Annotated in this window: 18 protein-coding genes; 9 read left to right on the top strand and 9 right to left on the bottom strand. The window is 71.1% G+C overall.

The features are described from left to right. Positions 1-9 precede the first annotated feature (9 nt). From NUT86_RS01765 to NUT86_RS01775, 3 genes are all read left to right on the top strand, one after another. Positions 10-600 carry a TetR/AcrR family transcriptional regulator gene (locus NUT86_RS01765; RefSeq protein ID WP_274732900.1) on the top strand — a complete coding sequence of 197 codons (591 nt, stop codon included), beginning with the start codon at positions 10-12 and terminating at the stop codon, positions 598-600. 170 nt (positions 601-770) lie between these two features. Next, entirely contained in the window at positions 771-1445 is a 675-nt protein-coding gene (locus NUT86_RS01770) for a hypothetical protein (RefSeq protein ID WP_167540659.1), read from the top strand. A 243-nt stretch (positions 1446-1688) separates the two neighbouring features. After that, positions 1689-2492: an endo alpha-1,4 polygalactosaminidase gene (locus tag NUT86_RS01775; RefSeq protein ID WP_381684359.1), complete on the top strand. Its 804-nt coding sequence runs from the start codon at positions 1689-1691 to the stop codon at positions 2490-2492. A 41-nt stretch (positions 2493-2533) separates the two neighbouring features. On the opposite strand, the gene NUT86_RS01780 is transcribed toward NUT86_RS01775, so the two are convergent. From NUT86_RS01780 to NUT86_RS01800, 5 genes are all read right to left on the bottom strand, one after another. Beyond that, positions 2534-3679 (bottom strand): hypothetical protein, encoded by a 1146-nt coding sequence (locus tag NUT86_RS01780; protein ID WP_093636075.1) that lies wholly within the window; start codon positions 3677-3679, stop codon positions 2534-2536. A 39-nt stretch (positions 3680-3718) separates the two neighbouring features. Continuing rightward, positions 3719-5323: a hypothetical protein gene (locus NUT86_RS01785; protein WP_274732904.1), complete on the bottom strand. Its 1605-nt coding sequence runs from the start codon at positions 5321-5323 to the stop codon at positions 3719-3721. A 42-nt stretch (positions 5324-5365) separates the two neighbouring features. Continuing rightward, positions 5366-6421, bottom strand: a complete 1056-nt coding sequence (locus NUT86_RS01790) for a cytochrome d ubiquinol oxidase subunit II (RefSeq protein WP_274732905.1) — start codon at positions 6419-6421, stop codon at positions 5366-5368. Next, entirely contained in the window at positions 6418-7902 is a 1485-nt protein-coding gene (locus NUT86_RS01795) for a cytochrome ubiquinol oxidase subunit I (RefSeq protein WP_148588009.1), read from the bottom strand. The genes NUT86_RS01790 and NUT86_RS01795 overlap by 4 nt, the downstream gene beginning before the upstream one ends. A gap of 369 nt (positions 7903-8271) precedes the next feature. Continuing rightward, complete coding sequence (locus NUT86_RS01800) at positions 8272-8610, bottom strand: hypothetical protein (RefSeq protein WP_274732908.1); 339 nt, start codon at positions 8608-8610, stop codon at positions 8272-8274. 185 nt (positions 8611-8795) lie between these two features. Here NUT86_RS01800 and NUT86_RS01805 point away from each other — a divergent pair, with 185 nt between their 5' ends. The 3 genes from NUT86_RS01805 (at position 8796) to NUT86_RS01815 (ending at position 13566) form a co-directional block, all read left to right on the top strand. Beyond that, complete coding sequence (locus tag NUT86_RS01805; protein WP_274732910.1) at positions 8796-10418, top strand: PucR family transcriptional regulator; 1623 nt, start codon at positions 8796-8798, stop codon at positions 10416-10418. A 399-nt stretch (positions 10419-10817) separates the two neighbouring features. Continuing rightward, positions 10818-11999: an alanine racemase gene (gene alr, locus NUT86_RS01810; RefSeq protein ID WP_159492364.1), complete on the top strand. Its 1182-nt coding sequence runs from the start codon at positions 10818-10820 to the stop codon at positions 11997-11999. A 61-nt stretch (positions 12000-12060) separates the two neighbouring features. Next, positions 12061-13566, top strand: coding sequence for an amino acid permease (locus tag NUT86_RS01815; RefSeq protein ID WP_266437523.1), 1506 nt, complete (start codon positions 12061-12063; stop codon positions 13564-13566). Between the two features lie 32 nt (positions 13567-13598). Here the strand turns inward: NUT86_RS01815 and NUT86_RS01820 are convergent, their stop codons facing one another. Further along, positions 13599-14858, bottom strand: coding sequence for a LuxR C-terminal-related transcriptional regulator (locus tag NUT86_RS01820; protein WP_266437520.1), 1260 nt, complete (start codon positions 14856-14858; stop codon positions 13599-13601). A gap of 157 nt (positions 14859-15015) precedes the next feature. Here NUT86_RS01820 and NUT86_RS01825 point away from each other — a divergent pair, with 157 nt between their 5' ends. Beyond that, positions 15016-15933 carry an NADP-dependent oxidoreductase gene (locus NUT86_RS01825; protein WP_274732914.1) on the top strand — a complete coding sequence of 306 codons (918 nt, stop codon included), beginning with the start codon at positions 15016-15018 and terminating at the stop codon, positions 15931-15933. A 152-nt stretch (positions 15934-16085) separates the two neighbouring features. Here the strand turns inward: NUT86_RS01825 and NUT86_RS01830 are convergent, their stop codons facing one another. Further along, positions 16086-16559, bottom strand: coding sequence for a lamin tail domain-containing protein (locus NUT86_RS01830; RefSeq protein WP_109886693.1), 474 nt, complete (start codon positions 16557-16559; stop codon positions 16086-16088). A 472-nt stretch (positions 16560-17031) separates the two neighbouring features. Here NUT86_RS01830 and NUT86_RS01835 point away from each other — a divergent pair, with 472 nt between their 5' ends. After that, positions 17032-18363: a M64 family metallopeptidase gene (locus NUT86_RS01835; protein ID WP_159491797.1), complete on the top strand. Its 1332-nt coding sequence runs from the start codon at positions 17032-17034 to the stop codon at positions 18361-18363. A 232-nt stretch (positions 18364-18595) separates the two neighbouring features. Here NUT86_RS01835 and NUT86_RS01840 read toward each other — a convergent pair whose 3' ends face one another. Together NUT86_RS01840 and NUT86_RS01845 are read right to left on the bottom strand one after the other, a co-directional pair. Further along, the gene (locus NUT86_RS01840) at positions 18596-19603 is read right to left on the bottom strand and encodes an NADP-dependent oxidoreductase (RefSeq protein WP_266437510.1); all 1008 of its coding nucleotides are present in this window, start codon (positions 19601-19603) and stop codon (positions 18596-18598) included. 113 nt (positions 19604-19716) lie between these two features. Next, positions 19717-21222: a sigma-70 family RNA polymerase sigma factor gene (locus NUT86_RS01845; protein ID WP_274732919.1), complete on the bottom strand. Its 1506-nt coding sequence runs from the start codon at positions 21220-21222 to the stop codon at positions 19717-19719. A 320-nt stretch (positions 21223-21542) separates the two neighbouring features. On the opposite strand from NUT86_RS01845, the gene NUT86_RS01850 reads away from it, so the two are divergent. Then, on the top strand, positions 21543-22475 hold the full coding sequence (locus NUT86_RS01850) for a CAP domain-containing protein (protein ID WP_274732921.1): 933 nt from the start codon (positions 21543-21545) through the stop codon (positions 22473-22475). Positions 22476-22551: the final 76 nt, after the last annotated feature.

Below are 22551 nucleotides of genomic sequence, written 5' to 3' on the forward strand. Positions count from 1 at the left end.
TCTCCCCTCATGAGCGAGGAGCGGCACGGAACACGGCGCAGCGGCGGCCCACGGAAGGCACAGGAGATCTTCGACGCCACGCTGGATCTGCTGGCGGAGAAGGGCTACGAGGGGCTGACCATCGAGGGGGTCGCCCAGCGGTCCGGCGTCAACAAGACCACGATCTACCGCTGGTGGCCGTCCAAGGGAGCACTCCTGGGTGCCGCACTCATCGGCGCGCGCCGGCTCGACTTCACACCTCCCGACACCGGCAGCCTCGCAGGAGATCTGGAGTCCCTGCTGCGCACGGTGGTGACCCTCCTCACCACGCGGCCTTCCTCCGATATCGCCGTCTCCGTACTGGGCGCCGCCACTCAGAGCCCCGAACTTGCCGTGCACATACGGGAGTTCTTCGCGGACCGGATCGCGCTGGAGCAGCCGGTCTTCGATCGTGCCCTCGCCCGCGGCGAACTCGCGCCGGACACCGACACCATGCTGCTGGTGGATCTGCTGGCCGGGGCCGCCTGGGTGCGCGTCGTCCTCCGACAGCTGCCCCTCGACAAGGACTTCGTCTCGCGCGCCGTCGGCACCGTCCTCAACGGGGCCCTCGCACGGACCTGATGCTGCCTCCGCTTCAATCCCCTTAAAGAGTCCGTTTCACCATCAACTACAACTTTACTAATTCTTGGTGTAGTTGAATCAGATTTCACACCAGTCTCAAACCTAACAGCGACGAAGGTCACACTCGGACTCGTCGCTTCCACAAAGCTGGGCGAGAGGTAACAAGCACGATGGCAAGAAGCAAAATGATCCGCCACGGAAGCCGGCTGATGGCGCTGTCCACGGTGTCACTGGGCCTGGTCGCGGCGATGGCCGTGCCGGCCGCCGCGGCGGACGAACCCACCCGGGAGCAGCTCATAGCCGACTGCGCTTCCGGCGAGGGGAAGTGCACCTTCAACGAGCCGAAGCTCGGCAAGGCGTACCTCGGAGACTTCCGCCAGGTCTCCAACTCCCTGTACAACTGCAGCACTTCGGACGCCACCCAGTCGATGGGCTGGTCCGACACCGTGGGCTCCACGGACTCGGCAGGGGTCTCCGTCACGGCCGGCGGAAACATCGCCGGCATCATCGACCTGAGCGTCACCGCGACCTACAGCCACACCTGGTCGAGCTCGCACACCGAGAACAGCTCGCTGAACATGACGGTGAAGCCCGGCGAGGTGGGCTGGATCTCCCGTGCGCAGGTGATGCAGACCGTCACCGGCACCTGGCAGACGCACTACGACAGCCCGAAGTGGGACCACTACTACTGGTTCGTGCCGGACACCGTCACCGGGCCCGCGCCCAACGGGACGGACGGACAGAGCAATGCGGTGACCGTCAAGACCCGCAAGATGACCACCGCGGAGAAGAAGTCCTGCTCGGCCGAGTCGAAGCAGGGCCAGGCGTTCGTGGTCAAGCGCTGACCACGGCGCAGTCGCGCAGCTGAACGGGGGCGCGGTCTCATGCATTCGGGCACGGGGCCGCAGGATCACAGCCGCCGACCACAGTGCCTCTCGGCCCGCACGGACCGGGAGGCACACGCGGACCGCGAGGCGCACTCGACCGCGCCGCCGGCGCCGTATCCGGGGGCTGTTTGCGGCATCCGCGCATAAGCTCCGCCCGTGCACTCTCCACGTTCCCTCGCCGTCGGCGCCCTTGTCCTGGTCATGGCGCTCGGCACGGCATGTTCCGCCGGCCGTCCCCCGCACACCGCCGGCCCGGGGACATCCACGCCCTCCCCCGCTGCTCCCACCGCGGTGCGGCCACCGGCCGCGAACGCCGTCTTCGACTATCAGCTCGGCGGCGCCTATCCGCCGCCCGACAAGGTCCGGGCCGTCTCCCGCGACCGCACGGACGAACCGGCTCCCGGCCGCTACAACATCTGTTACGTGAATGCCTTCCAGGCGCAGCCCGACGACGACTCCTGGGAGGACGACCACCCCGAACTGCTCCTGCGGGACGAGCACGGAGACCCCGTCATCGACGAGGACTGGGACGAGCCGCTGCTCGACATCTCCACCGGCGCGAAACGTGCGGCCCTCATGGAGATCGTCGGCCCGTGGATCGACGGCTGCGCCAAGGCCGGTTATGACGCCGTCGAACCCGACAACCTCGACTCCTACGAGCGCTCCGACGGCAAGCTCACCGCCCGGCACGCAGCGGACTTCGCCCGGCTCCTGGCCCGCCGCGCGCACCAGCGGCATCTGGCCATCGCCCAGAAGAACACCACCGATCTGCTGCCGCAACGCGGCCGCATCGGCTTCGACTTCGCCGTCGTCGAGGAATGCGCCCGCTACGAGGAATGCACCGACTTCGCCACGGCCTACGCCAACAGGGTCTTCATCATCGAATATACGCGGCAGGACTTCACGGCCGCCTGCCGCGCCTGGGGCAAGAAGCTCTCCCTCACCCTGAGCGACCGCGATGTCCGCCCCGCCGGCACCAAGGGCTCGCTGCGCCGGTACTGCTGACAGCCGCCCCGGCGCCGCGCGGGGCGGAGTGCCCGGGGCGGTCAGGCATTCCGGGTGGGGCGCATCGCCCGTGCCGGCGCGGTGCCTAGATACCCGTAGGCCGAGAAGGCGCTGGCCACGAACGCCTCCTCCGGGCGTGCCAGCTCGGTGGTGGCGACCTCCTTGCACGCCGTCCGGGGCTCGGCGGTGCTCTGGCCGAAGCGGCAGGCGACAGCGGTGAGCTTGATGGTGACGAAGTCGGCGATCTGGGCGCCGTATTGGATGGGACGGCCGTGGATGGTGATGTCACCGACGGTGAAGGGCATGCTCGCGGGGACCTCGTAGACGGCCCGGACCCGGTGGTCCGCCTCGCCGCGCTCATAGGTCCAGTAGCTCTGGGGGTCGGAGCCGTCCGGGGTGGCCCAGCCCTCGGTGGAGAGGCCGTCGAAGTAGAGGCCCACGGGGTCGGCGAGGGTGATGGAGGCCTTCTGGCGGGCCAACGCGTTCACCGAGCCACCGATGTGGGGGTCACTGTTGCGCTCAGGCTGGCCGTAGTCGCTGCACAGGCAGAGCTCCTGCTCGGCGGTGAGCTCGCGGCCGTCGATGACCCGGCGGATGGTGGCCGCGGCGGCCAGTTCGATCTCCGCAGCGAGGGTGTTGTTCTTCTGGATGAGGTGCATGGCGCCGTGCGTGGTGGTGCTGTTCCACTTGTTGTAGCGGTCGTACTCACCGTTGACGAACAGATCGCTCTCCTGCACCTCCGGGCTGATGTACCGGCGGTAGAGGCTGAGGGCGGTGTCCGGGCTGGTCTTCGCGAGGACGTCCCAGTACTCGGGCCCCTCGCAGGTGAACGTCACCCTGGTGACCTTGCCGTCCGTGCGGGTGACGCTCCACTCGCAGTACTCGTCCTGGGCCTTCCGGCTGGCCTCGGCCTTCTTCCAGCGCTGGAGGTCGGAGGTCGAGTTGACCTTGAGGATGCGGGGGAACGCCGTCCAGCTCACGGTCGCCGTGCGGGCATCGGCCGCCGTCTCGGTCTTGGTGAGGTTGTAGAACTGCGGCCGGGGGCTGTCGTGGAGCACCTGGCTGCTGTCGGGGCCCTTGATGGCGTAGTCGACATTGTCGGAGACGAAGACGTCCCATGCCTTACGGCCGAAGTCGCTGAGGTCGGTCAGTCCTCCGGGCGCCGAATAGGTGCCGTTCCTGGTCATGGCGGTGCTCCTCAGATCCGTGCGGTGACCGTGGTGTCGTCAGGTCTGTGCGGTCACGGTGGCGTCTTCATTCATCCGCAGCGTCGCGGCGGTGGCGGGGATGTCGGTGACGGGCAGGGTCAGTTCGAACTCGTGCAGCTTCATGGCCTTGAACTGTCTGCGGCGTGACTCGGCCAGCCGGACGTAGTCGTCGAAGCCTTCCCTGGTGGTGATCCGTTCCTGGACCCTCTTCAGATAGGCGGTGAGCCGTTCGCAGAAGTCGTCGCGCCAGGTGGCGTCGGGGAGGCTCCAGTGCGCGGCGAACCGGGCCTCCGGGCTGTCGGCCGGCAGCGTGCCTGCCGCGGCAAGGATCTGCTGGGCGATCCGGTCGCCGAGCGAGTCCGCGGCGGTGGCCGTGGTGGGCACATAGCGCATCAGCCGGGCGCGGTCGGCGCTGAAGACAGGGTTGGGGAAGTCGACCATCAGCGCGCAGGCCGCGAACTTCGGGGAGATCAGCCCCCGTTCGCCCATCTCCCGGACGACGGCGTTGTCCTCCAGGGCCGCCTCGGGCACCACGAACGCGAAGAAGGTGTCCCCGGGGCGGCTGAAGTTGCCGGCCTTCTCCTCCAGCCGGAAGCCGAAGGTGGCCAGGCTCTGTGCGTACAGGGCGGTGGTGGTGGCCGGGACGGGTGCCTCCACCTCCAGTCCGAGGTCGTCGAGCAGCGCGTCGTTGTTCATCCAGAAGCCCATCGGCAGCCGCAGCGGCTCGTCGCCGGGGCGGATACCGACGCTCTGGGTGGCGGTGCTGGTGAGGTTGACCGTCGTCGTGGTGAACAGCTGGCGCAGCAGATGGTCCGGGTGCTGCACGATGCCGCCGGCGGTGACCTTCTCCAGCCGGGCCGCGGTCCAGCGGTTGATCTGCGCGCGGACGGTCGTTTCCAGGTTCTCGGCGCCGATCACCCGCCGGTAGAGGGGGTTGTCGCGCAACGGGTCGTTGTCGGGCAGCTGGATGGCGGCCGACTGGGACTGCCAGTTGATCCACGGCTGCTTCAGTTCCTTCATCACGACACTGCCGTTGACGTGGCTGTCGAAGCAGCCCCGGCCGCGCGAGGCGGCGGCCAGCGCGTCCCAGGAGTTGCCGGTCCAGATCCAGGCCGGGGTGATCCGCATGTAGTAGTTGAAGACCTTGTTCCGGTCGTCCCAGGCGGCGACCTGCAGGAAGGTCGTCCGGGGGTCGCTGTTGGCGCCGGTGCTGATCAGCAGGTCGGCTTCGGTGCCCCGTACGGCATAGGTGAGGGCGAAGCGGATGTCGCGCCGGAGGTGCGGTGCGTCGGCCTGCGGGATCGTGCCCGACTCGCTCACCAGGTAGACCTTGGGCTGGTCGACGGCGCCGGGGAGCTGGTCCAGCAGATCCTGTACGGCCATCGGGAAGATGTGCCGCTGGAAGCACAAGGTGGCCATGGGGTCTCCCAGGGCGGCGAGTTCCTCCTGGCTCACCTCTCTGGGCCGCTCCTCGACTCCGCTCACCAAACGGTGGAGCCGGCCGGCCCGGAGCGTGGGATGTCCGCTCCCTGCCTCGAACTCGGCGTGCTCGGCGGCGATCGGCCCGTCAGGGCGTTGCAGCCAGGCCGTCGCCCGGCGCCGTTCCGCGAACTCGTCGGACATTCCGGTCCTCTCGCCGCCCGTCTGTGGTCAGTTGCCCCGTGGTCAGTTGTGCTCGGTCGGATCGTCGCGGGCCGGTTCGGTCCGGCGCAGGTCGGTGTCGGAGAGCGGTTCGAGTTCGCCGTGGGTGTCGAGCCAGTACAGAAAGGCCACGGCCGGGCAGACGAGCACCGCGGCCACGAGGGTGACCAGGCCGGTCCAGCGCAGGCTCCCGGGGGCACCGGCGCCCTCGGCCACGGTCAGGGACGTGGGGATGAGGTAGGGGCGTTGGGCGGCCCCCCAGGCGATGATCGCCGCCGCGACCACGCCGACGGCCGTGACCCGGGCCCAGGCGCCGGACCCGCGCAGCAGCAGCCATCCGGTGGCGACGGAACAGACTCCGGCCAGGATGACGAGGCCGAGGCCGAGGCCATGGGTGAGTCCGTGCCAGACGTGCGGGGCATCACTCCGGGTGGCGGTCAGCATGACGGCCGCAAGGACGGCGAGCGCGACGACGCTGCCCAGAGCCCGCCGCCGGAAGTAGCCGACCAGGTCGGGTGCGCCGAAACGGGCGGCGTCGCCGGCCAGGAACACGGCGCCGAGGAAGGCCGTCGCCACGATGGCGATCAGTCCGAAGAGGACGGAGGTCGGGTTGGACCAGGCGTGGGCCGAGGCCTCCGTTCCCGGTACCGCCCTGCCCGAGGCGATACCGCCGACGGCCGCGCCGAGGAAGAACGGGGTGAGCAGTGAGGCGATGGCGAAGACAGCGCCGTAGAGGCGTCGCCCGGCGATCCGGCGGAGGGGTTTGCGCAGCGCGAAGCCGGCGCCGCGCAGGACCAGGCCGATGGCGGCCAGGGCCAGCGGAAGCCACATGGCGGAGAACACCGTCTGGAAGAGCGTCGGGAAGCCGGTCCACATGATGACGAACACGAAGACGAGCCAGACGTTGTTGACCTCCCATACGGGGGCCATGGCGTGGTCGATCAGCCACCTGGGGCGCGCGCCGCGCTCGGTGCCACCGGCCGTGAGGTCCCAGAACCCGGCTCCGTAGTCGGTGCCTCCGGCGCAGGCGTAGGCGGTCACGGCGAGCAGCAGCACCACGGCGATGACATCGGCGATCACGGCCGGCCGTCCTCGGCCGGTCCGGCCCCGGTGCCGCCGCCGGACGGCGGGTCACCGGCCGGTACCCGTGAGCGGGGCCCGTACGGGGTGTCGGCCTCGGGTTCCTCGGTCCGCTCCCCCGCCGCCCGGCGTGCGTCGGCGAGCCGCCAGCCCGTACGCATCTTGAGAAGCACCGCGAGCAGCGATCCGAAGATGAACACATACACCACGATGACCAGGCCCAGCATGATCCAGAGACTGGTGGACCGGGTCGGTGTCACCGCCTCGGCGATGCGCATGTGCCCGTAGACGATCCAGGGCTGGCGCCCGACTTCGGCGGTGATCCACCCGCATTCGACGGCGACGACGGAGGCGACGCCCGCGCAGGCGGCGCCACGGAAGAACCACGGCGAGGTGGGCAGCCGGCGTCGCCGCAGCCGGCACCAGCCGTACCAGAGGGCGAGGAGGATCAGCAGGGAGCCGATCACCACCATGAGGTCGAAGGCCCAGTGGGCGATGGTGGCCTGGGTAGCCGTCGGCCGGTCGTCCGCCGGGACGGAGGTCAGTCCGGTCACCTTGGTCCCGGGGGTGAACCCGGCCAGGATGGAGTCGAATTGGGGGATCTTGATGCCGCCGGAGATGCTGCCGTCCGGATGCAGCCGGCCGAAGATGTACTCGGGTACATGGGTGTCGGTCCGCCAGACGAGTTCCGTCGCGGCGAACTTCACCGGCTGCTTGTGGAAGACCGACCGGGCGATCGAGTCGCCCAGCACGAACTGCACCGGGGTGAACACCGCGGCGAGGGTGAAGGGGACGGTGAACCCGAGCCGGTGGTAGCGGTCGCGGCGGCCGCGCAGCCAGCCGACTGCGTAGACACCGGCGACGGTGTAGCCCGCGGTGATCAGCATCGCCACGACGAAGTGCCAGTACTGCGGCCCGAACATCGGGGTGAAGATCGCCGACCAGATGTGCACGTCCTCGGGCTTGCCGTCGGCGCCGAGGGTGAATCCCTGGGGTGTGTTCATCCAGGAGTTGGCCGCCAGGATGCCGAACGCGCCGAGCAGGGCGGCGGCGGGCAGGGGCAGGCCGAGCAGGAAGTGGGTGCGGGGCTTCAGCCTCCGCCAGCCGTAGAGGTAGATGGCGATGAGCACCGCTTCGAGGAAGAAGGCCCAGGCCTCCACCCCGAACCCGATACCGAAGACGCCGCCCCATGTGCCCATCAGGCCCGGCCAGAGCAGTCCGAACTCGAAGGACAGCACGGTGCCGGTGACCACACCGACCGCGAACTGCACCGCCATCACCGCCGACCAGCGTCTGGCGAGGAGCAGCGCCACGGGGTCGTTCCGGCGCAGACCGCGATGGTGCATCACCAGGGTGATCAGCGGGAGCGCCACCCCGAGCGGCACCAGAATGATGTGGGTGGCCAAGGTGAAGGCCATCAGCTGCCGGGCCGGCAGCAGTTGGGCCGGGGCGTCCGCCAGCAGGGTGACCGTGGTGTGCATGCCTACGTGCCTTCGGTGCTCGGGACGTTCAGGAGAGCGCCGGCCTCGTCATCCACGCTTGCCTGCCTCCTCGGTGCACGGCCCCGGCCCTGCGGGACACGGCGCCGGTCGCGCCGGCTCGTCACACAATCACCGGTGGACGCGCGGCAGCGCGCACGGTGCGGCCGGGTTGAGCCGTTGCGCCGATGTTCTTCGCCCGGTCGGCCCAGCCGACGGCTCGGCGCGCTCCGGGGCCGGTCCGGCGGCAGGCGACCGGCCGGCTCGCGGGGCCACGGACAGAGTGCGAGGGGCCCAGCAGCCCCACACCGCCGAACCCCTCTGCGAGGGAGACCCGCCGGTCTCCCTCGTTCCACTCAGCCCTTCGCCGCGCTAGGCCGTCTCATGACTGGCGTTGCCGTTGATCTTCTCGATCGCCTGCCGGGCCTGTTCCTGCGGCGAGCGGGCGGGCAGCGGTGACACCGTCGTGGACGCCATGGCGGGCTGGTTCCGCTCCTGCGGCATGGCCTTGGCGTGGGCGGCGGGCGGCCGGATGCGGAGCCGGTGACTGGCGGCCTCGTCCAGGGTCACCGGTCGTTTGAACCGGGCAGCCAGCCGGGCGGCGTCCTGACCGAGCGCGGCGACGTCCTCCCACTGCACGCGCACCACCAGAGAAAGTTCGGCGTCTCCGTCCGGCAATGCCTGCAGCTGCGGGATACCCGGGTCAGTCATGCTGCCTCCTCACATCGTGGACCGGTGCCCAGGGGGCACGGATATGGAGAGATACGCAGGGGCCCCCGTCACCGTTCACCTCCCGCCGGAGGGAAATGGGGAGCCAGGAGATCACCGGGACGGGACCGGCCGACGGAGGTGCGGATTCCGTAGGGCACGATGGTGGGTGGAACGGTGAGCGGGTGATGCCAGTGATGAGTCTGCAGCGGCTTCTCGACTCCGTCGGGCCGGCCGTGCTGTCGGGGGTGTGCGCCCCCGGAGGCACCGCGGTCCCGGTGGGAGACGTGGTGATCGCCGAGCCGGACGGTGGCTTCGATCTGCGTCCGGGCGATGTCGTCCTCGGAGTGAACCTCACCGACCGTGCACAGGCCCTGCGGCTGATGTCGTTGTGCGCGGAGCGGTCAGCCGGCGCTCTGCTGCTGAAGGCCCCGGCCGCGGTCGACGAAACGGTGGTCACGGCCGCGAGCGCCGCGGGACTCCCGCTGGTGCAGGTCGAGCAGCAGGCGGGCTGGGCTCAGGTCGTGTCGCTGCTGCGGGCGGTGCTCGACAGCGAGGGGTACGTGGACTCCGGCAGCGGGACGGCGGGCGCCGAGGCGGGTGATCTCTTCGGGCTGGCCGATGCGATCGCCGCCGTGATCGACGCGCCGGTCACCATCGAGGACCGCAGCTCCCGGGTCCTTGCCTACTCCGCGCGGCAGGAGCGCGGTGACGAGGCGCGGGTCGCCACGATCATGGGGCGGCACGTCCCCGACGAGGTGAACGCGCATTTCCGGCGGTACGGCGTCTTTCACAAGATCGCCCAGGACACCGGCCCCATCTACGTACCTGCGGTGGTCGAGGGCACCAAGCCACGGCTGGTCGTGCCGGTACACGCCGGCGGGGATGTGCTCGGCTCGATCTGGGCCATCGTGCCGGGACCGGTGCCCGCCGAGCGGGCCGAGGCGTTCGCCGACACGGCCGCGACGGCGGCCCTGCATCTGCTGCGGCGGCGCGCCGGTGCGGATGTGGAGCGCCTGGTGCTGACCGACATGGTCGCCACCGTGCTGCACGGCCAGGAGGGAGCGGCCGACGCGGCGCGGCGCCTGGGGCTCACGACCGGACCCTGGCGAGTGATCGCCGTGGGGGTGCGCTGCGAGGACGACGGTGAGGCGGAGCGACAGCGGCTGACCGTTTGGGAGCGTATGTCGCGGTTCCGCGGCAGTCGTCTGCGGTCGCCCGCGGCGATCGTCGGCGGTGTGGTCTACGGGATCGTCCCGGCGGAGAGGGTCGCCCCCGGCGCGGACGACGGGTCCGGTTGGCTGGAGACGCTCCTTGGCACCGCCGGAAGACCCGCTCCGCTCGTCGCGGTCGGCGGACTCGCGGCGTCGGTCCCCGGCCTGGCCCGCTCGCGCGAGCAGGCCGATGACACCCTCGATCTGCTCCGGACGGGCCTGATCGCGCGCGACCAGGCCGTGCACGACGAGGTGTGGGCCACGGTCGTGCTGCGCCATGTCGCCCGGTCCGCCGCGGCGGCACGGATTGCGGGCGTCGGGCCGCTGCGGCAACTGGTGGACCACGATCGTGCACACGGGACGAACTGTGTGCCGACGCTGTATGCCTGGCTGGAGGCGATGGGCGATCCACGGGCCGCCGCCGCCCGGCTGCACATCCACCCCAACACGCTCCGGCACCGGATGCGCCGGCTCCAGGACGTCGTGGCGCTGCCGCTGGACGACCCGGAGGTCCGTACCGCCCTGCTGCTCCAGCTCACCGCCCGCCAATACAGCACAGAGGGCGGCCCGGACGACACGGTGAGCGCTTCCGCGTGAGGCACCCCGGGCCGCTGCCCGGTATGTCGCTCTGACGACCCGGCGTCTCCGTATGCCGGAATGTCCGTATGCCGTCCTCCCGTACACCGCCCCCTCCCGTACGCCACCTCCTGGCCCTGCGCCCCTCCCCGTTGTCCCGGCCCCACTGCCGAGCGGTCCGAGACGGTGCCGATCGAACGATGACGGGCCGTTCCCCCGCCGAAACCATGGGTCCACCCGCAGCCCACCGGGCAGCAATGGTTTCCCTGGAAGGACGGTGGCATGTCATTCGGCATTCCCCGCGAGGCCGAGATCGCCGAAGCCGGACCCGGAGCGGGGGTGACCGCGGTGGTGGAACGGCACCCTCCGGAGGTGTACGCCGAGCCGTCCTCCACAAGGCCGGATCCGGTCGCCGAGTCGATGGCCGGACAGCACGGCCAGGAGGCACAGCGGGCCGGAACACCGCACGCACAGGCCCGTATTGACCTCTCGGCGGTCCGCGCCAACGTCAGCCGGTTGTGTGAAGCAGCCGGCTCCGCCGAGGTGATGGCCGTGGTCAAGGCCGACGGCTACGGTCACGGCATGGCCGCCGTCGCCCGCGCGGCGCTCGCGGGCGGTGCCACCTGGCTCGGCGTCGCCGGGATGCGCGAAGCACTGGCGCTGCGCGCGGCCGGCGTCCCCGGCCGGCTGCTCGCGTGGCTGCTGACCCCGGGTGACGACTGGAATGCCGCGGTGGCGTCAGGCGTCGAGCTGTCGGCCGGTGCCACCTGGGCGGTGCGGGCCGCGGTCCGGGCGGCACAGGCCGTGGACCGTCCCGCGCTGCTGCACCTCGAAGCGGAGACCGGGCTCGGGCGCGGCGGCGCGACCGCGGACGACTGGCGGGCGCTGCTGGAGACCGCGGCCCGCGCCGAAGCGGCCGGGTACGTCCGGGTCGTCGGCGTGTGGTCGCATCTGGCGCGGGCCGATGAGCCCGGACACCCCTCCTGCGACGAGCAGTTGGCCGCCTTCCGCAGCGCTGCCGGGCTCGCCCGTCGGGCCGGTCTCACCCCCGACGTCCTCCATCTGTCCAACTCGGCCGCCACACTGACGCTTCCGGAGGCACACTTCGACCTCGTACGCCCCGGGCTCGCCGTCTACGGACTGAGCCCGGTGCCGGACGTGGCCGGGCCTTCGGAGCTGGGGCTGCGGCCGGCGATGACCCTCACCGCCCGCCTCGCCTCCGTCAAGCGGGTCCCCGCCGGGCAGGGCGTCTCGTACGGCCACCGCTATCGCACCGCCCGTGAGACGACCCTGGGCCTGGTCCCCCTCGGCTATGCCGACGGTGTCCCCCGGCATGCGTCGCAGGCCGGCCCCGTCCTTGTCGCCGGGCGGCGGCACACGGTGGCGGGCACCGTGTGCATGGACCAGTTCGTGCTCGATCTCGGCGACGCCCCCGCCGCGCCCGGGGACGAGGTCGTCCTTTTCGGGCCCGGCGACCGTGGGGAGCCGGGTGCGGCGGACTGGGCGCGGGCCGCCCAGTCCATCTCCCACGAAATCGTCGCCCGTATCGGCGCCCGCGTTCCGCGCACCTACACCGGCGGTTCGGCCTCCGGCGCACTCTGACGGCCTCCGCTCCCCCACCCCCTTGGATGATCACCGCCCCCTGACGAAGAGAGCCTTCACCATGACGCACCGGCTTCCACCGTCCTCGCCGCGCCCCACCGGGAACGAGCGCTCCGGCCCCGACGACTCCGGTCCCAACGGCTCCAGTCCCGACGGATCCGGTCCCGGGCACCTCCACCGGGGTCTTCAGCCCCGCCACATCCAGATGATCGCGATCGGCGGAACCATCGGTGTCGGGCTGTTCCTCGGCTCCGCCGAGGCCCTCCACGACGCCGGTCCGGGCCTGCTGCTCACCTATGCGGTCGCCGGCGTGGTCGTCTTCTTCGTGATGCGTGCCCTGGGTGAACTCCTGGTGTACCGGCCCGTGTCCGGGTCCTTCGCCACGTACGCGGAGGAGTTCATCGGCAACTGGGCAGGGTTCGCCACCGGCTGGAGCTACTGGCTGATGTGGGTCGTCACCGGCACCGCCGAGCTGACCGCGGCCGGGATCTACGTCCAATACTGGTGGCCCGAGGTGCCCCAGTGGCTGCCCGGCCTCATCGCCCTGGCCATCCTCGGCGTGGCCAATCTCGCGGCGGTCCGGTTGTTCGGGGAGTTCGAGTTCTGGTTCGCCCTCATCAAGGTGCTGACCATCATCGTCCTGCTGGTCATGGCCGCCGCGATCCTGATCTTCGGCTTCGGCCCCCTGGGGGAGAGCGCGTCCCTGAGCAACATCTGGAGCCACGGCGGCTTCTTCCCGCACGGTATGGCCGGGCCGCTGCTCGCCCTCCAAGTAGTGGTGTTCGCCTTCGTCGGAGTCGAACTGCTCGGTGTGACCGCCGGCGAGAGCAAGGACCCCGACAAGACCCTGCCCAGCGCCGTACGCCGGGTGATCTGGCGGATCGCGCTGTTCTACCTGGGCGCCCTCGCCGCGGTCATGGCACTGGTCCCGTGGAATCAACTCGATCCGCACGTCAGCCCGTTCGTGCTGGTCTTCGCCAAGGTCGGGATCCCCGCGGCGGCCGGTGTGGTGAACATGGTCGTGCTCACCGCGGCCCTGTCGTCCTGCAACAGCGGGGTGTTCTCGACCGGCCGGATGCTGCTCACCCTGGCCCGGGACCGGCATGCGCCGGCCGCGTTCGGGAAGGTCAGCCGCCAAGGCGTACCCGCCGCGGGCATCCTCGCGTCCATGGCCGTCATGCTGCTGGGGGTGGCCGCGAACTACTTCGTCCCGGAGGAGGCCTTCGCGTATGTCACGAGCGTGGCGACCGTCGCCGCGGTGTTCACCTGGGGAATGATCGCCTGCGCCCATCTGCGCTACCGGGCGGCGGTCCGCGCCGGGCGGCTCCGGCCCGTCGCCTTCCGGATGCCGCTGGCACCCGTATCGAACTACTTCGTCCTCGCCTTTCTCGGTCTCGTGCTCGTCCTGCTCGCCTTTGACACCGAGAGCAGAATCGCGCTGTACGTGGCTCCGGTCTGGGCGGCGATGCTCGTGGCGGGCTACTTCCTCACCCGTCACCGCCGGGCCGCCGGCCCCCAGGACGCACCGCCCGACGAGGAGATCGCGGAGCCGTCACGGAGCAGGTAGCCGGGCGGTCGGGGCCGGCAGCGGGGCGGCGGCTAGGCCACGGCATGGAAGAGGGCCGCCGCCGCGCCCCGTGACTCGACGCCCAGTTTGGTGAGGATCTTCGCGACATGGAACTTCACCGTCGACTCACTGATGTGGAGTTCCTGGGCGATCGCCCGGTTGCGGTGCCCGAGCGCGAGCCGGGCCAGTACCTGGAGTTCCCGCTCGCCCAGTGCGGTGAGCGGGTCGGGTGCCGGGTCCTGGGACACCCGCAGCGGGATCGTCGCCGACACCGTGGTCCCCCACCCGGGCACCGCGTCGACGTCCAGCCGTCCGTCCAGTACGGCGAGTCGCTCGGCGACCCCGCCGGGGGCCAGGGCGCCGTGGGTGAGGGTGCCGGGCCCGTCGTCCCGTACGGTCGCGCGCAGTTCGTCGTCGGTGATCTGCCAGGCGACGTGGACGCGGGTCACCGTCTCCTGTTCCAGGACCTTCAGCAGCAGCGCCCGGACGATGACCCGCGCGGTGTGAGCCACGTCGGCGGCCACGGTCCGCGGGGAGTCGGGGGCGCCCAGCTCCAGTCGTACGGGGCTGTGGCGGACGAGCGGCCGCAGGGAGTCGGCGAGCCGGGCGAAGGCCTGCCCGGCCGGCTCCTCGGCGATCTGCTGGTCGCGCTCCGCCTCCGCACGAAGGTCCACCAGGGCCGAGACGGCCAGATCCGTGGCGGTGGCGCGGGCCGCCGCATCGTCGAGGCTGCGACTGCGCAGGACTCCCAACACCCCGGTGAGCGCGGCCGAGTAGGCCTCGCCCAGCTCCGCGATCACTCGGGCCCGGGTTCCGGCGGCGGTCCGCGAACGGGCCAGCGCGCCGGGCAGGGCCTCCGCCGCCATGCGGTCGAAGTGGCTGGTGACCACGTCCCACAGCGCTTGTACGAGGGCGGCGGCCGCCTCGTCGGCCGGGGTGGCGTCCGCGTCCCGTACCAGCAGCAGGACGGCGCCGCGGGGTGTCGCCCGGCTCGTCACGACGAGGGCCGGCCGCTCCGCACCGGCGAGGGTGAGCGTGCCCTGCCATGGGCGGCCGGGGATGCCGGAGGCGAGCAGCGGCGTCAGATCGGCGGTGGACAGCCGGCCGGTGATCTCGGCCGCGCCGTAGGTCTTGAACGGTGAGTGGGCGCAGTGGGTGGAGAGTTCAGCCACCGCCCGGTGCGGCACCAGCTCGGCCAGCACGGCGGAGAGCCGGGGCAGGATCTCGCCGAGTGGCTGGCGGATCACCTCGTATGCGGCGGTCAGGGCGGGCACCGATCCGGTCAACTGCATGAGCCTCAGCGTAGCCAGGGGATCTGGCGCAGGTGCTGGCCTTTCGGCCAGGCCGGACTGTCCCGATGGCCGGCGTCGTGCCCGTCCCCGGCAACGAGGCTGAAGGCATCAATCCAATGCCTCCACGGCATTTCCTGCACCGAACAGGGAGACCGTCATGCGAGCGATCATTTATGACACCTTCGGCGGCGCCGAGGTGCTCCGCCTCGGGGACACCGACAAGCCGGTTCCCGGACCGGGCGACGTACGGGTGAAGGTGGTGACGGTCGGCGTCAATCCGCTGGATTACAAACGGCGTTACGGATGGGTGGAGCAGTTCTACCCCACGACGTTTCCCGCCGTGCCGGGCCTGGAGTTCGCCGGGGTGGTGGACGCGCTCGGCGACGGCGCGGGGGACGAGTTCGCCGTCGGCGACGAGGTCTTCGGCTGGACCAGGACCGGTGCGTACGCGGAGCACGCCCTCGCGGGAGACATCGTGCGCAAGCCTGCAGCGCTCTCCTTCGAGGCCGCGGCGGCCCTCCCGGTGGCCGGTGAGACGGCGCAGCGCGTCCTTGACCTGCTGGGCCTGACGACGGGCGAGACCCTGCTGCTGCACGGGGCGGCGGGCGCGGTCGGCCAGGTCGCGGTCCAGCTGGCGGTGGCCGGGGGCGCCACGGTGGTCGGTACGGCGTCCCCGGCCAATCACGACTTCCTGCGTGCGCTGGGTGCGGTTCCGGTGGCGTACGGGGCGGGCCTGGCCGACCGGGTCCGGGCGGTTGCCCCCCAGGGCGTGGACGCGGTCTTCGACGCGGCCGGGCAGGACGCACTGCCGGTCTCCATCGCGCTGCGCGGCGGAACGACGGACCGGATCGTCACCATCGCCGATATGAACGCCGCCGAGCACGGGGTGCCCTTCTCCGCGGGCGGTACACCGTCGGAGCAGATCCGGGCAGGCCTGGCCGCGCACGCCCGCCTCGCCGTCGAGGGCAGGCTCGCGGTACCGGTCGTCGAGACCTTCCCGCTCGCCGACGCGGCCAAGGCGCAGGAGCTGAGCGAAGCGGGGCATGTGCGCGGCAAGCTCGTCATCACGGTCTGAGCCGGTGGCAGCCCGTTCGGGGGCCGGCTGACGGCGGCGCGCAAAAGGGCGGTGCGCCACAGGCCGGCTGCCTGTGGCGCACCGGTTCCGGAGCGGTGGCCGGTGAGGGCGACAGGGGCGCTGTCTGCCTCACCGGTCAGTTCCGCACGGGGTCAGTGACGGTGGCCGTGTCCCCAGCGCTCCTGGTCGACGACGCGGCGGTGGTCGTTGCGCAGGGTTGCGGTGTCACGGTTGTTGTCCCAGACGTAGTTGCGCCGGTCCTGGTAGACGTCCCAGCGGTTGTCGTGGCCGTAGCCGGTGTGGACGCGGACCTGGCTGTGGCCGGCCAAACGCAGGTTGCCGAAGCGATAGGTGTGTCCGCTCTTGTCGGACAGGCTCCAGCCCTTGATGTTGACGGGTGTGCGGCCGGTGTTCCGCACCGTCACCCACTCCGCGTTGAGGCTGCGGTTCGAGCGGTCGTCGCGTCCCGGGCTGTCGTACTGGATCGTCCCCAGAACGACAGCGGACCGCCAGCGCTGCGGAGTGTGGCGGTGGTGGCCGTCCGCGCTGGCCGGGAGGGCGGCGGTGGCTGCCAGGGCCGCGGAGCCCAGTACAGCCATGGCGACACGCGAAGCGTTACGGAACATCGAACCTCCTGTGGCGGACGCCGCTGACGGCGCCCAAAAACCGGACTCCCGGCCGGTTTGGCCGGGCTCCCACAGAGTGACGGCCCGTCACGCCTTGGCGGAAGAAATCCCCGTTGGTGTGACAAAACACAGACATATACACAACCACACCACGCCAGGCGCGTACGCCCCCGCGCTCACCCCACCACCCGCAACACCCCCTACACGTATCCCCGTGCGGCCCTACGGGGCGCGGCCACCCGCGGGCTGACGGCCCGACGGCCTGGTGATGGCTCCGCTCGCACAAGTCCCGTCCCCCACCGGACGTTGCTCCGAAAGGCGTTTTCTCGCGCCCTCCCGTGACCCGAACTCAGCTGTCTGGTGAGCCACTCAGGCACCATCCGTTGCCTGGAGCCCCCGGAGCCTCTACGTTGAGCGCGCCTGATTTCAGCTCAGCCCGGTGCATTGCGCCGGGCTTCGGGAGGAACCCCCCATGCGCAGAAACACCCCCGGACAGCACCGCAGACGCACGTCCATACGCACCGCGGTGTCCGTCGGCATCGCCGCGGCGGCGGTGGCCGCGACGGCCGTCGCGGCCACCGCCGAAGGCGCCACCCCGGCCCCGCAGGCCCAACGCACCCAGCACGTCGAGTACTTCAACGGCGCGGACGGCCACCCACGGCAGACCACCGTTCCGGCCTCCAAGCCGCTCGCGCCGTCCGAGAAGGCGGCGATCGCCGCCGGCGACGGCGATGTCACCTCGATCGTGCAGAACGGCACGGTCGGCACCAAGCTCGATGTCGTCTTCGTCGGTGACGGCTACACCGCCGCCCAGCAGGAGGACTTCCACGCCGACGTCCGCGCCAAGTGGGCCAAGATCTCCGGTGTCGAGCCGTACGCCACCTACCGCGGCCTGTTCAACGTCTGGGCCGTGGACGCCGTCTCCAACGAGTCCGGCGTCTCCGGGGACCCGACGAAGGACGTGGTCCGCGACACCGCCCTCGACTCCGCGTTCTTCTGCGACAACACCGAGCGGCTGCTGTGCGTCGACACCGGCAAGGTCGAGTCGTACGCCTCCAAGGCCCCGGCCGCCGACCTCGTCGTGGTCCTCTCCAACTCCACCAAGTACGGCGGTGCGGGCTACAACGACATCTCCTCGCAGGTCGGTTACGACGGGATCGCCACCGCCTCCTCCGACAACGACCAGTCGGACCAGATCGCGGTCCACGAGACCGGCCACTCGCTCGGCAAGCTCGCCGACGAGTACGACTACGGCCAGTCCGGCACCTACACCGGCCCCGAGCCCGCCCAGACCAACCTCACCAAGCTCTCCGCCGACCAGATGACCGCTCAGCAGCAGAAGTGGTACCGCTGGATCGGCCAGCAGTCCCCGGACGGCGGCGCGGTCGGCGCCTTCGAGGGCGGCGGCTACTACCAGTACGGGCTCAACCGTCCCACCGACAACTCGATCATGCGGACCCTGGGCCAGGAGTTCAACCTCCCCGGCCGCGAGGCGATGATCGCGGGCTTCTACCGCTATGCGAGCGTGCTGAGCAGCCCGGTCTCCACCCACCACGCGGTCTCCCGTGGGACCCGTATCCGTGTCACCGCACCCGCCTCCGCGCAGCTGAAGTGGTATGTCGACGGCCGCGAGCGCAAGGCCGCGCGCGGCAGCACCACGGTCGTCCCGCGCACTCTCGGCGTCCCGGCCGACGGCCGCCCCCATACGGTCACGGCCCGGGCCACCGACCGTACGAAGGCGGTCCGTGACCCGGCACTGCGCAAGCTGCTCTCCCGATCGCTGAGCTGGCACACCGCGCCCTGATACGCCCCCAACAGCTCCTCGCACACCGCCCCGGTCATCGGGCGGGCCGGTCCACGCGCCCGCCCGGTGACCGGGGCTGCGTCTTGTCCGGGGCGGAGCTGCTGCCGGTCTCCCGTACACACCTCTGACGCCCCGACAGCACCAGCTGCCGCCATCCGTCCGGCACCGTCTCCTAAGTGGCCCGGAGACAGCGGGCACTGGGCCCGACGGCGCAGCGCAGCGGCCGCTGCGGTCAGAGGCGCACCACCATCTTTCCGGTGTTCCGGCCGTCCATCAGCCCGAGGAAGGCCTCCACCGTGTGGGCGATGCCGTCCTCGAACGTCTCACGGAAGCTGATCTTCCGTGCGGCCAGCCAGCCGCCCATCTCTTCGGCGAAGCGCGGCTGGAGACCCGCATGGTCCCCGACCTCGAAGCCGCGCAGCGTGATCCGCTTCTTCACCAGCTCGACCATGTTGCGCGGCCCCGCCGCGGGCTCGGTGTCGTGGTACCCGGATATCGCTCCGCACAGCGCGGCCCTGCCGTTCAGGTTCAGCGCGTCGATGGCGGCCTCCAAGTGGTCTCCTCCGACGTTGTCGAAGTACACGTCGATACCGTCCGGGGCGGCCTCGGCGAGCAGTTCGCGCACCGTGCCGGACTTGTAGTTGAAGGCGGTGGTGAAGCCGAGTCCGCCGGTCAGGTAGTCCACCTTCGCCGCGGAACCGGCGCTGCCGATCACCGCCTTCGCCCCGCGCAGCCGCGCGATCTGCCCGGCCAAACTGCCCACCGCCCCGGCCGCGCCGGAAACGAAGACCGTGTCCCCCGCGCGCATTCCCGCGATCTCGGTCAACCCGACGTACGCGCTCAGTCCGGGCATCCCCAGTACGCCGAGGAACGCGGAGTCCGGTACCCCCTCGATACGCTGCAGCCTGGTGAAGCGTCCGGCAGGAGCGACCGCGCCGGTACGCCATCCCAGGTCGCTGAGCACCAGATCCCCCGGCGACAGACCAACCGCCCGCGACGCGACGACCTCACCGACCGCACCACCCGTCATCGGCCGGTCTAACCCGTAGGCCAGGCTCCCGGCCGCCGTGGCACTCATCAGGGCCCGCATATAGGGGTCCACCGAGAGGAAGGTGTTACGGACCTGCACCTCACCTTCGGCCGGTGCCGGCAACTCCCGCTCCACGAGCCGGAAGTCCCCCGGCACCGGGCGCCCCACGGGGCGTGCGGACAGCTGCCACTCCTGCACAGTATCGGTCATGCGCCGTTCTCCTTGTGTGCGACGGACTGCTTCTCCGTGAGGTGCAGCGCTACCGGCCGCCAGGACATTCCGGTGGCCGCGGTCCGGTAGACGACCGACTCTGCCCGCCGAAGTCAGCGCGGAGCCGCGAGGTCCTGGGTCCACCAGGGCCCGCCCGAGCCCTGGACGACGCCGATGCCGACCTCCGTGAAGGCGCAGTTGAGCAGGTTGTCGCGGTGCATGCTGTCGCCCATCCAGTCGTTCACCACGTCGGCGGCGGTCCGCGGGCCGCGGTGGAGGTTCTCGCCCCAGCTGCTCCACTGGTATCCGGTCGCGGTGATCCGCTCGTCGGGGCCGGTGCCGTCCGGAGTCTCGTGCTCGTAGTACTGCCGTGCCGCCATATCGGCGGAGTGACGCTGCGCCGCGGCGTGCAGGCGTCGCTCGATGCGCAGCGGCCCGCAGCCGGCCCGCGCCCGCCGCTGGTTGATGAGTGCGGTGGCCTGCTCTTCGAGGTCGGGCGGGGTGGCCGAGGGCGTGGGGGTCGGTGTGGCGGACCGTGTGGGAGGCGCGGTCCTGGAGGGTGACGGGGTCGGGGTGGGTGTGGGGGTGGGGCGTGGCGAGGGGGTGCGGGCAGCCACGGTACGGGGCGCCTTCGGCTCGTCCTTCCGGTTGTCCGGGGGCGTGCCGGGAGACCACCACACGGCGGCGCTGACGGCCACCACGAGGGTGGCGGTGCCCGCGACGACCGTGCCCTTCTTCACCCGGGGCGGCCGCTTCGGCAGATGGTGTGCGCCGGTCGCACCGGACGCGGGGTCCGCGGGTGCCGAGGACGCCTGCACGGTGGCGGCGGCAGGGGCGGGCAGGACGGTCTGCGGAGTGAGGTGCGAGGGCAGCGGCAGCATGGCGAGACCGGCCAATAGGCCCTCGGCGGGCAGCAGGTCGTCCCAGTGTCCGGAGCAGGCCCTGCACTGACGCGCATGGCGGGCTATTCGCTTGCGCCAGAGGGCGCAGGGCTCGTGGTCCCAGGTTTCCGTCAGCTGGGACAGTTCGGGGCAGAGAGGAGTTGCCGAGAGCGCGCGGACCACGACGCGGCCGGCTTCGAGCTGCTCCTTCATCCGCTGCACACGGACCGCCGCATGGCGGGAGTCGATCCCGACGGCGGCGACCAGCTCCGGCCTGCTGATCTCACCGGCGGCCTCCAGCCACCACAGGGACAGCAGTGACCGGTCCCCCTCGTCCAGCCAGCGGGTGGCCGCGGCCACTTCACGGCGCTGGCCGGAAAGGCCCAGCTTCAGGATGGTCAGGTCCACGAAATCGGCGGAGCGGTCGGCCCGTTCCGGCGCCTGGTCCAGGCCGACGACGGGTGTCTTGCGGGCGGCGGTCCACCGGCGGCGCACCTGGTTCATGGCGATCGCCACCAGCCAGGAGCGGAAGGACGCCGGCTCCCGCAGGCCGTCCAGCGACTCCAGGACGCGCAGCATGGTCTCCTGCACCACGTCGTCGACGTCCGCATGGCCGTCCAGTGCGCGGCCCACGACGTTGTAGATCAGCGGCAGGTATGCGGCGACCAGCTGCTCCCGGGCCTCTTCGTCCCCGGCCTTGGCTGCCTCGACGGCCTCCGTCCCGTTTTCCTGCTTCACGCCTATTCGTTCCTGTTCCTTCGTGCGTACCCGTAGCCCCCGCACACAGGAGATCCCGCGCGCTCGCCGCGATAACAGAAAAAACCTACGTGGCTCCGGAAGCACCCCGGTCCCCGGCCGACGCCCATGGCGCACTCCAGACGCCCCGGCCGGCGCGCGCAGCGTGGAATCCGGCCTGCTGACGGCCCACGAAAAAACTTTTCGCAGTTTCCGTTATCTGGTCCCGGCCCCGTGCTCTCCCATGTGTCGGCCCGCAAGAACAACGGGTCCCCCGGGCTCAGCGGGCCGGCAGATCCCCATCCCCCACAGGAAACGGAACCATGAACAACGACCACCTTCAGACGGAGCGCCACGACGAGACGCCGGCCGGGAGCGGCCGCGGGGCGGGCGAGGCCGGTGCGCACCGGCGTTCCGGCGGGGCCGGGGCGGGCGGCAGCGCGGGAGGCCGGCACGGGCGGACCAGCGGCACGCACCGCGCCGGCAGCACTCCGCGGCGCAAGGCCACCCTCCTGGCGGTGGCGGCCGTGGTCACCGTGGGCGGCGCGTCCGTGGTGCTGATACGCCCCGACTCGGGAGCCGACCGGGCGCTCGCGGCGGATGCGTCCGTGCCGTCGGCGTCCACGGCGACCGTCTCCGCCAAGCCGACGCCGTCCACCTCGCGCACCCCCAAGACCCACAAGAAGCCCTCGGCCTCCCCGTCCAAGGCCAAGCGGCACGGCAAGCGGCATTCCTCGCCCCGGCCGCAGGCCAGCCGTCCCGGCAGCGGCAACGGTGACTCCGCCCAGCGGAGCGCTCCCCGTACGCCCCACGTCGACTCCGGAGCGGGAAACACCACGCCGAACGGAGCACAGGCCGCTTCCGGCACCGCCGCGCGGTTCGCGCAGAAGGTCGTCGAGCTGGTCAACGCCCAGCGGGCGCAGCACGGTTGTGGCCCGCTCACCGTCGATCCCCGTATCCAGAAGGCGGCACAGGCCCACTCGGACGACATGGCCGCCCGCAACTACTACGAGCACAACACGCCGGAAGGCGTCGACCCGGGTACCCGGATGACCAAGGCCGGATTCCCGTGGAGCAGCTGGGCCGAGAACATCTTCAAGAGCCCCAAGGACCCGGCCACCGCGGTGGACGGCTGGATGAAGAGCCCGGGCCACCGCGACAACATCCTGAACTGCTCCTACAAGTCCACCGGTGTGGGCGTCAATCTCAGCGGCAACGGCCCGTGGTGGACGCAGGACTTCGGCACCCGCTCCTGAGCGATGCCCTGACCGGCCGCCCCCGGCTCGTCCGCCCGTGCCCGGTGTGAGCGGGCGGGGCTTCCCCGTGGTGCGG

This window comes from Streptomyces sp. G7(2002) (assembly GCF_028870195.1).
Lineage (GTDB): Bacteria > Actinomycetota > Actinomycetes > Streptomycetales > Streptomycetaceae > Streptomyces > Streptomyces nigrescens.

Excerpts from the sequence above, each read along its gene's own strand:
- NUT86_RS01815 (WP_266437523.1), top strand. The coding sequence starts at position 12,061 with ATGACGCACCGGCTTCCACCGTCCTCGCCGCGCCCCACCGGGAACGAG.
- NUT86_RS01850 (WP_274732921.1), top strand. The coding sequence starts at position 21,543 with ATGAACAACGACCACCTTCAGACGGAGCGCCACGACGAGACGCCGGCC.
- NUT86_RS01830 (WP_109886693.1), bottom strand. The coding sequence starts at position 16,559 with ATGTTCCGTAACGCTTCGCGTGTCGCCATGGCTGTACTGGGCTCCGCG.
- NUT86_RS01775 (WP_381684359.1), top strand. The coding sequence starts at position 1,689 with ATGGCGCTCGGCACGGCATGTTCCGCCGGCCGTCCCCCGCACACCGCC.
- NUT86_RS01800 (WP_274732908.1), bottom strand. The coding sequence starts at position 8,610 with ATGACTGACCCGGGTATCCCGCAGCTGCAGGCATTGCCGGACGGAGAC.
- NUT86_RS01840 (WP_266437510.1), bottom strand. The coding sequence starts at position 19,603 with ATGACCGATACTGTGCAGGAGTGGCAGCTGTCCGCACGCCCCGTGGGG.
- NUT86_RS01785 (WP_274732904.1), bottom strand. The coding sequence starts at position 5,323 with ATGTCCGACGAGTTCGCGGAACGGCGCCGGGCGACGGCCTGGCTGCAA.
- NUT86_RS01795 (WP_148588009.1), bottom strand. The coding sequence starts at position 7,902 with ATGCACACCACGGTCACCCTGCTGGCGGACGCCCCGGCCCAACTGCTG.
- NUT86_RS01820 (WP_266437520.1), bottom strand. The coding sequence starts at position 14,858 with ATGCAGTTGACCGGATCGGTGCCCGCCCTGACCGCCGCATACGAGGTG.
- NUT86_RS01835 (WP_159491797.1), top strand. The coding sequence starts at position 17,032 with ATGCGCAGAAACACCCCCGGACAGCACCGCAGACGCACGTCCATACGC.
- NUT86_RS01805 (WP_274732910.1), top strand. The coding sequence starts at position 8,796 with ATGCCAGTGATGAGTCTGCAGCGGCTTCTCGACTCCGTCGGGCCGGCC.
- NUT86_RS01780 (WP_093636075.1), bottom strand. The coding sequence starts at position 3,679 with ATGACCAGGAACGGCACCTATTCGGCGCCCGGAGGACTGACCGACCTC.
- NUT86_RS01825 (WP_274732914.1), top strand. The coding sequence starts at position 15,016 with ATGCGAGCGATCATTTATGACACCTTCGGCGGCGCCGAGGTGCTCCGC.
- alr (WP_159492364.1), top strand. The coding sequence starts at position 10,818 with ATGGCCGGACAGCACGGCCAGGAGGCACAGCGGGCCGGAACACCGCAC.
- NUT86_RS01765 (WP_274732900.1), top strand. The coding sequence starts at position 10 with ATGAGCGAGGAGCGGCACGGAACACGGCGCAGCGGCGGCCCACGGAAG.
- NUT86_RS01770 (WP_167540659.1), top strand. The coding sequence starts at position 771 with ATGGCAAGAAGCAAAATGATCCGCCACGGAAGCCGGCTGATGGCGCTG.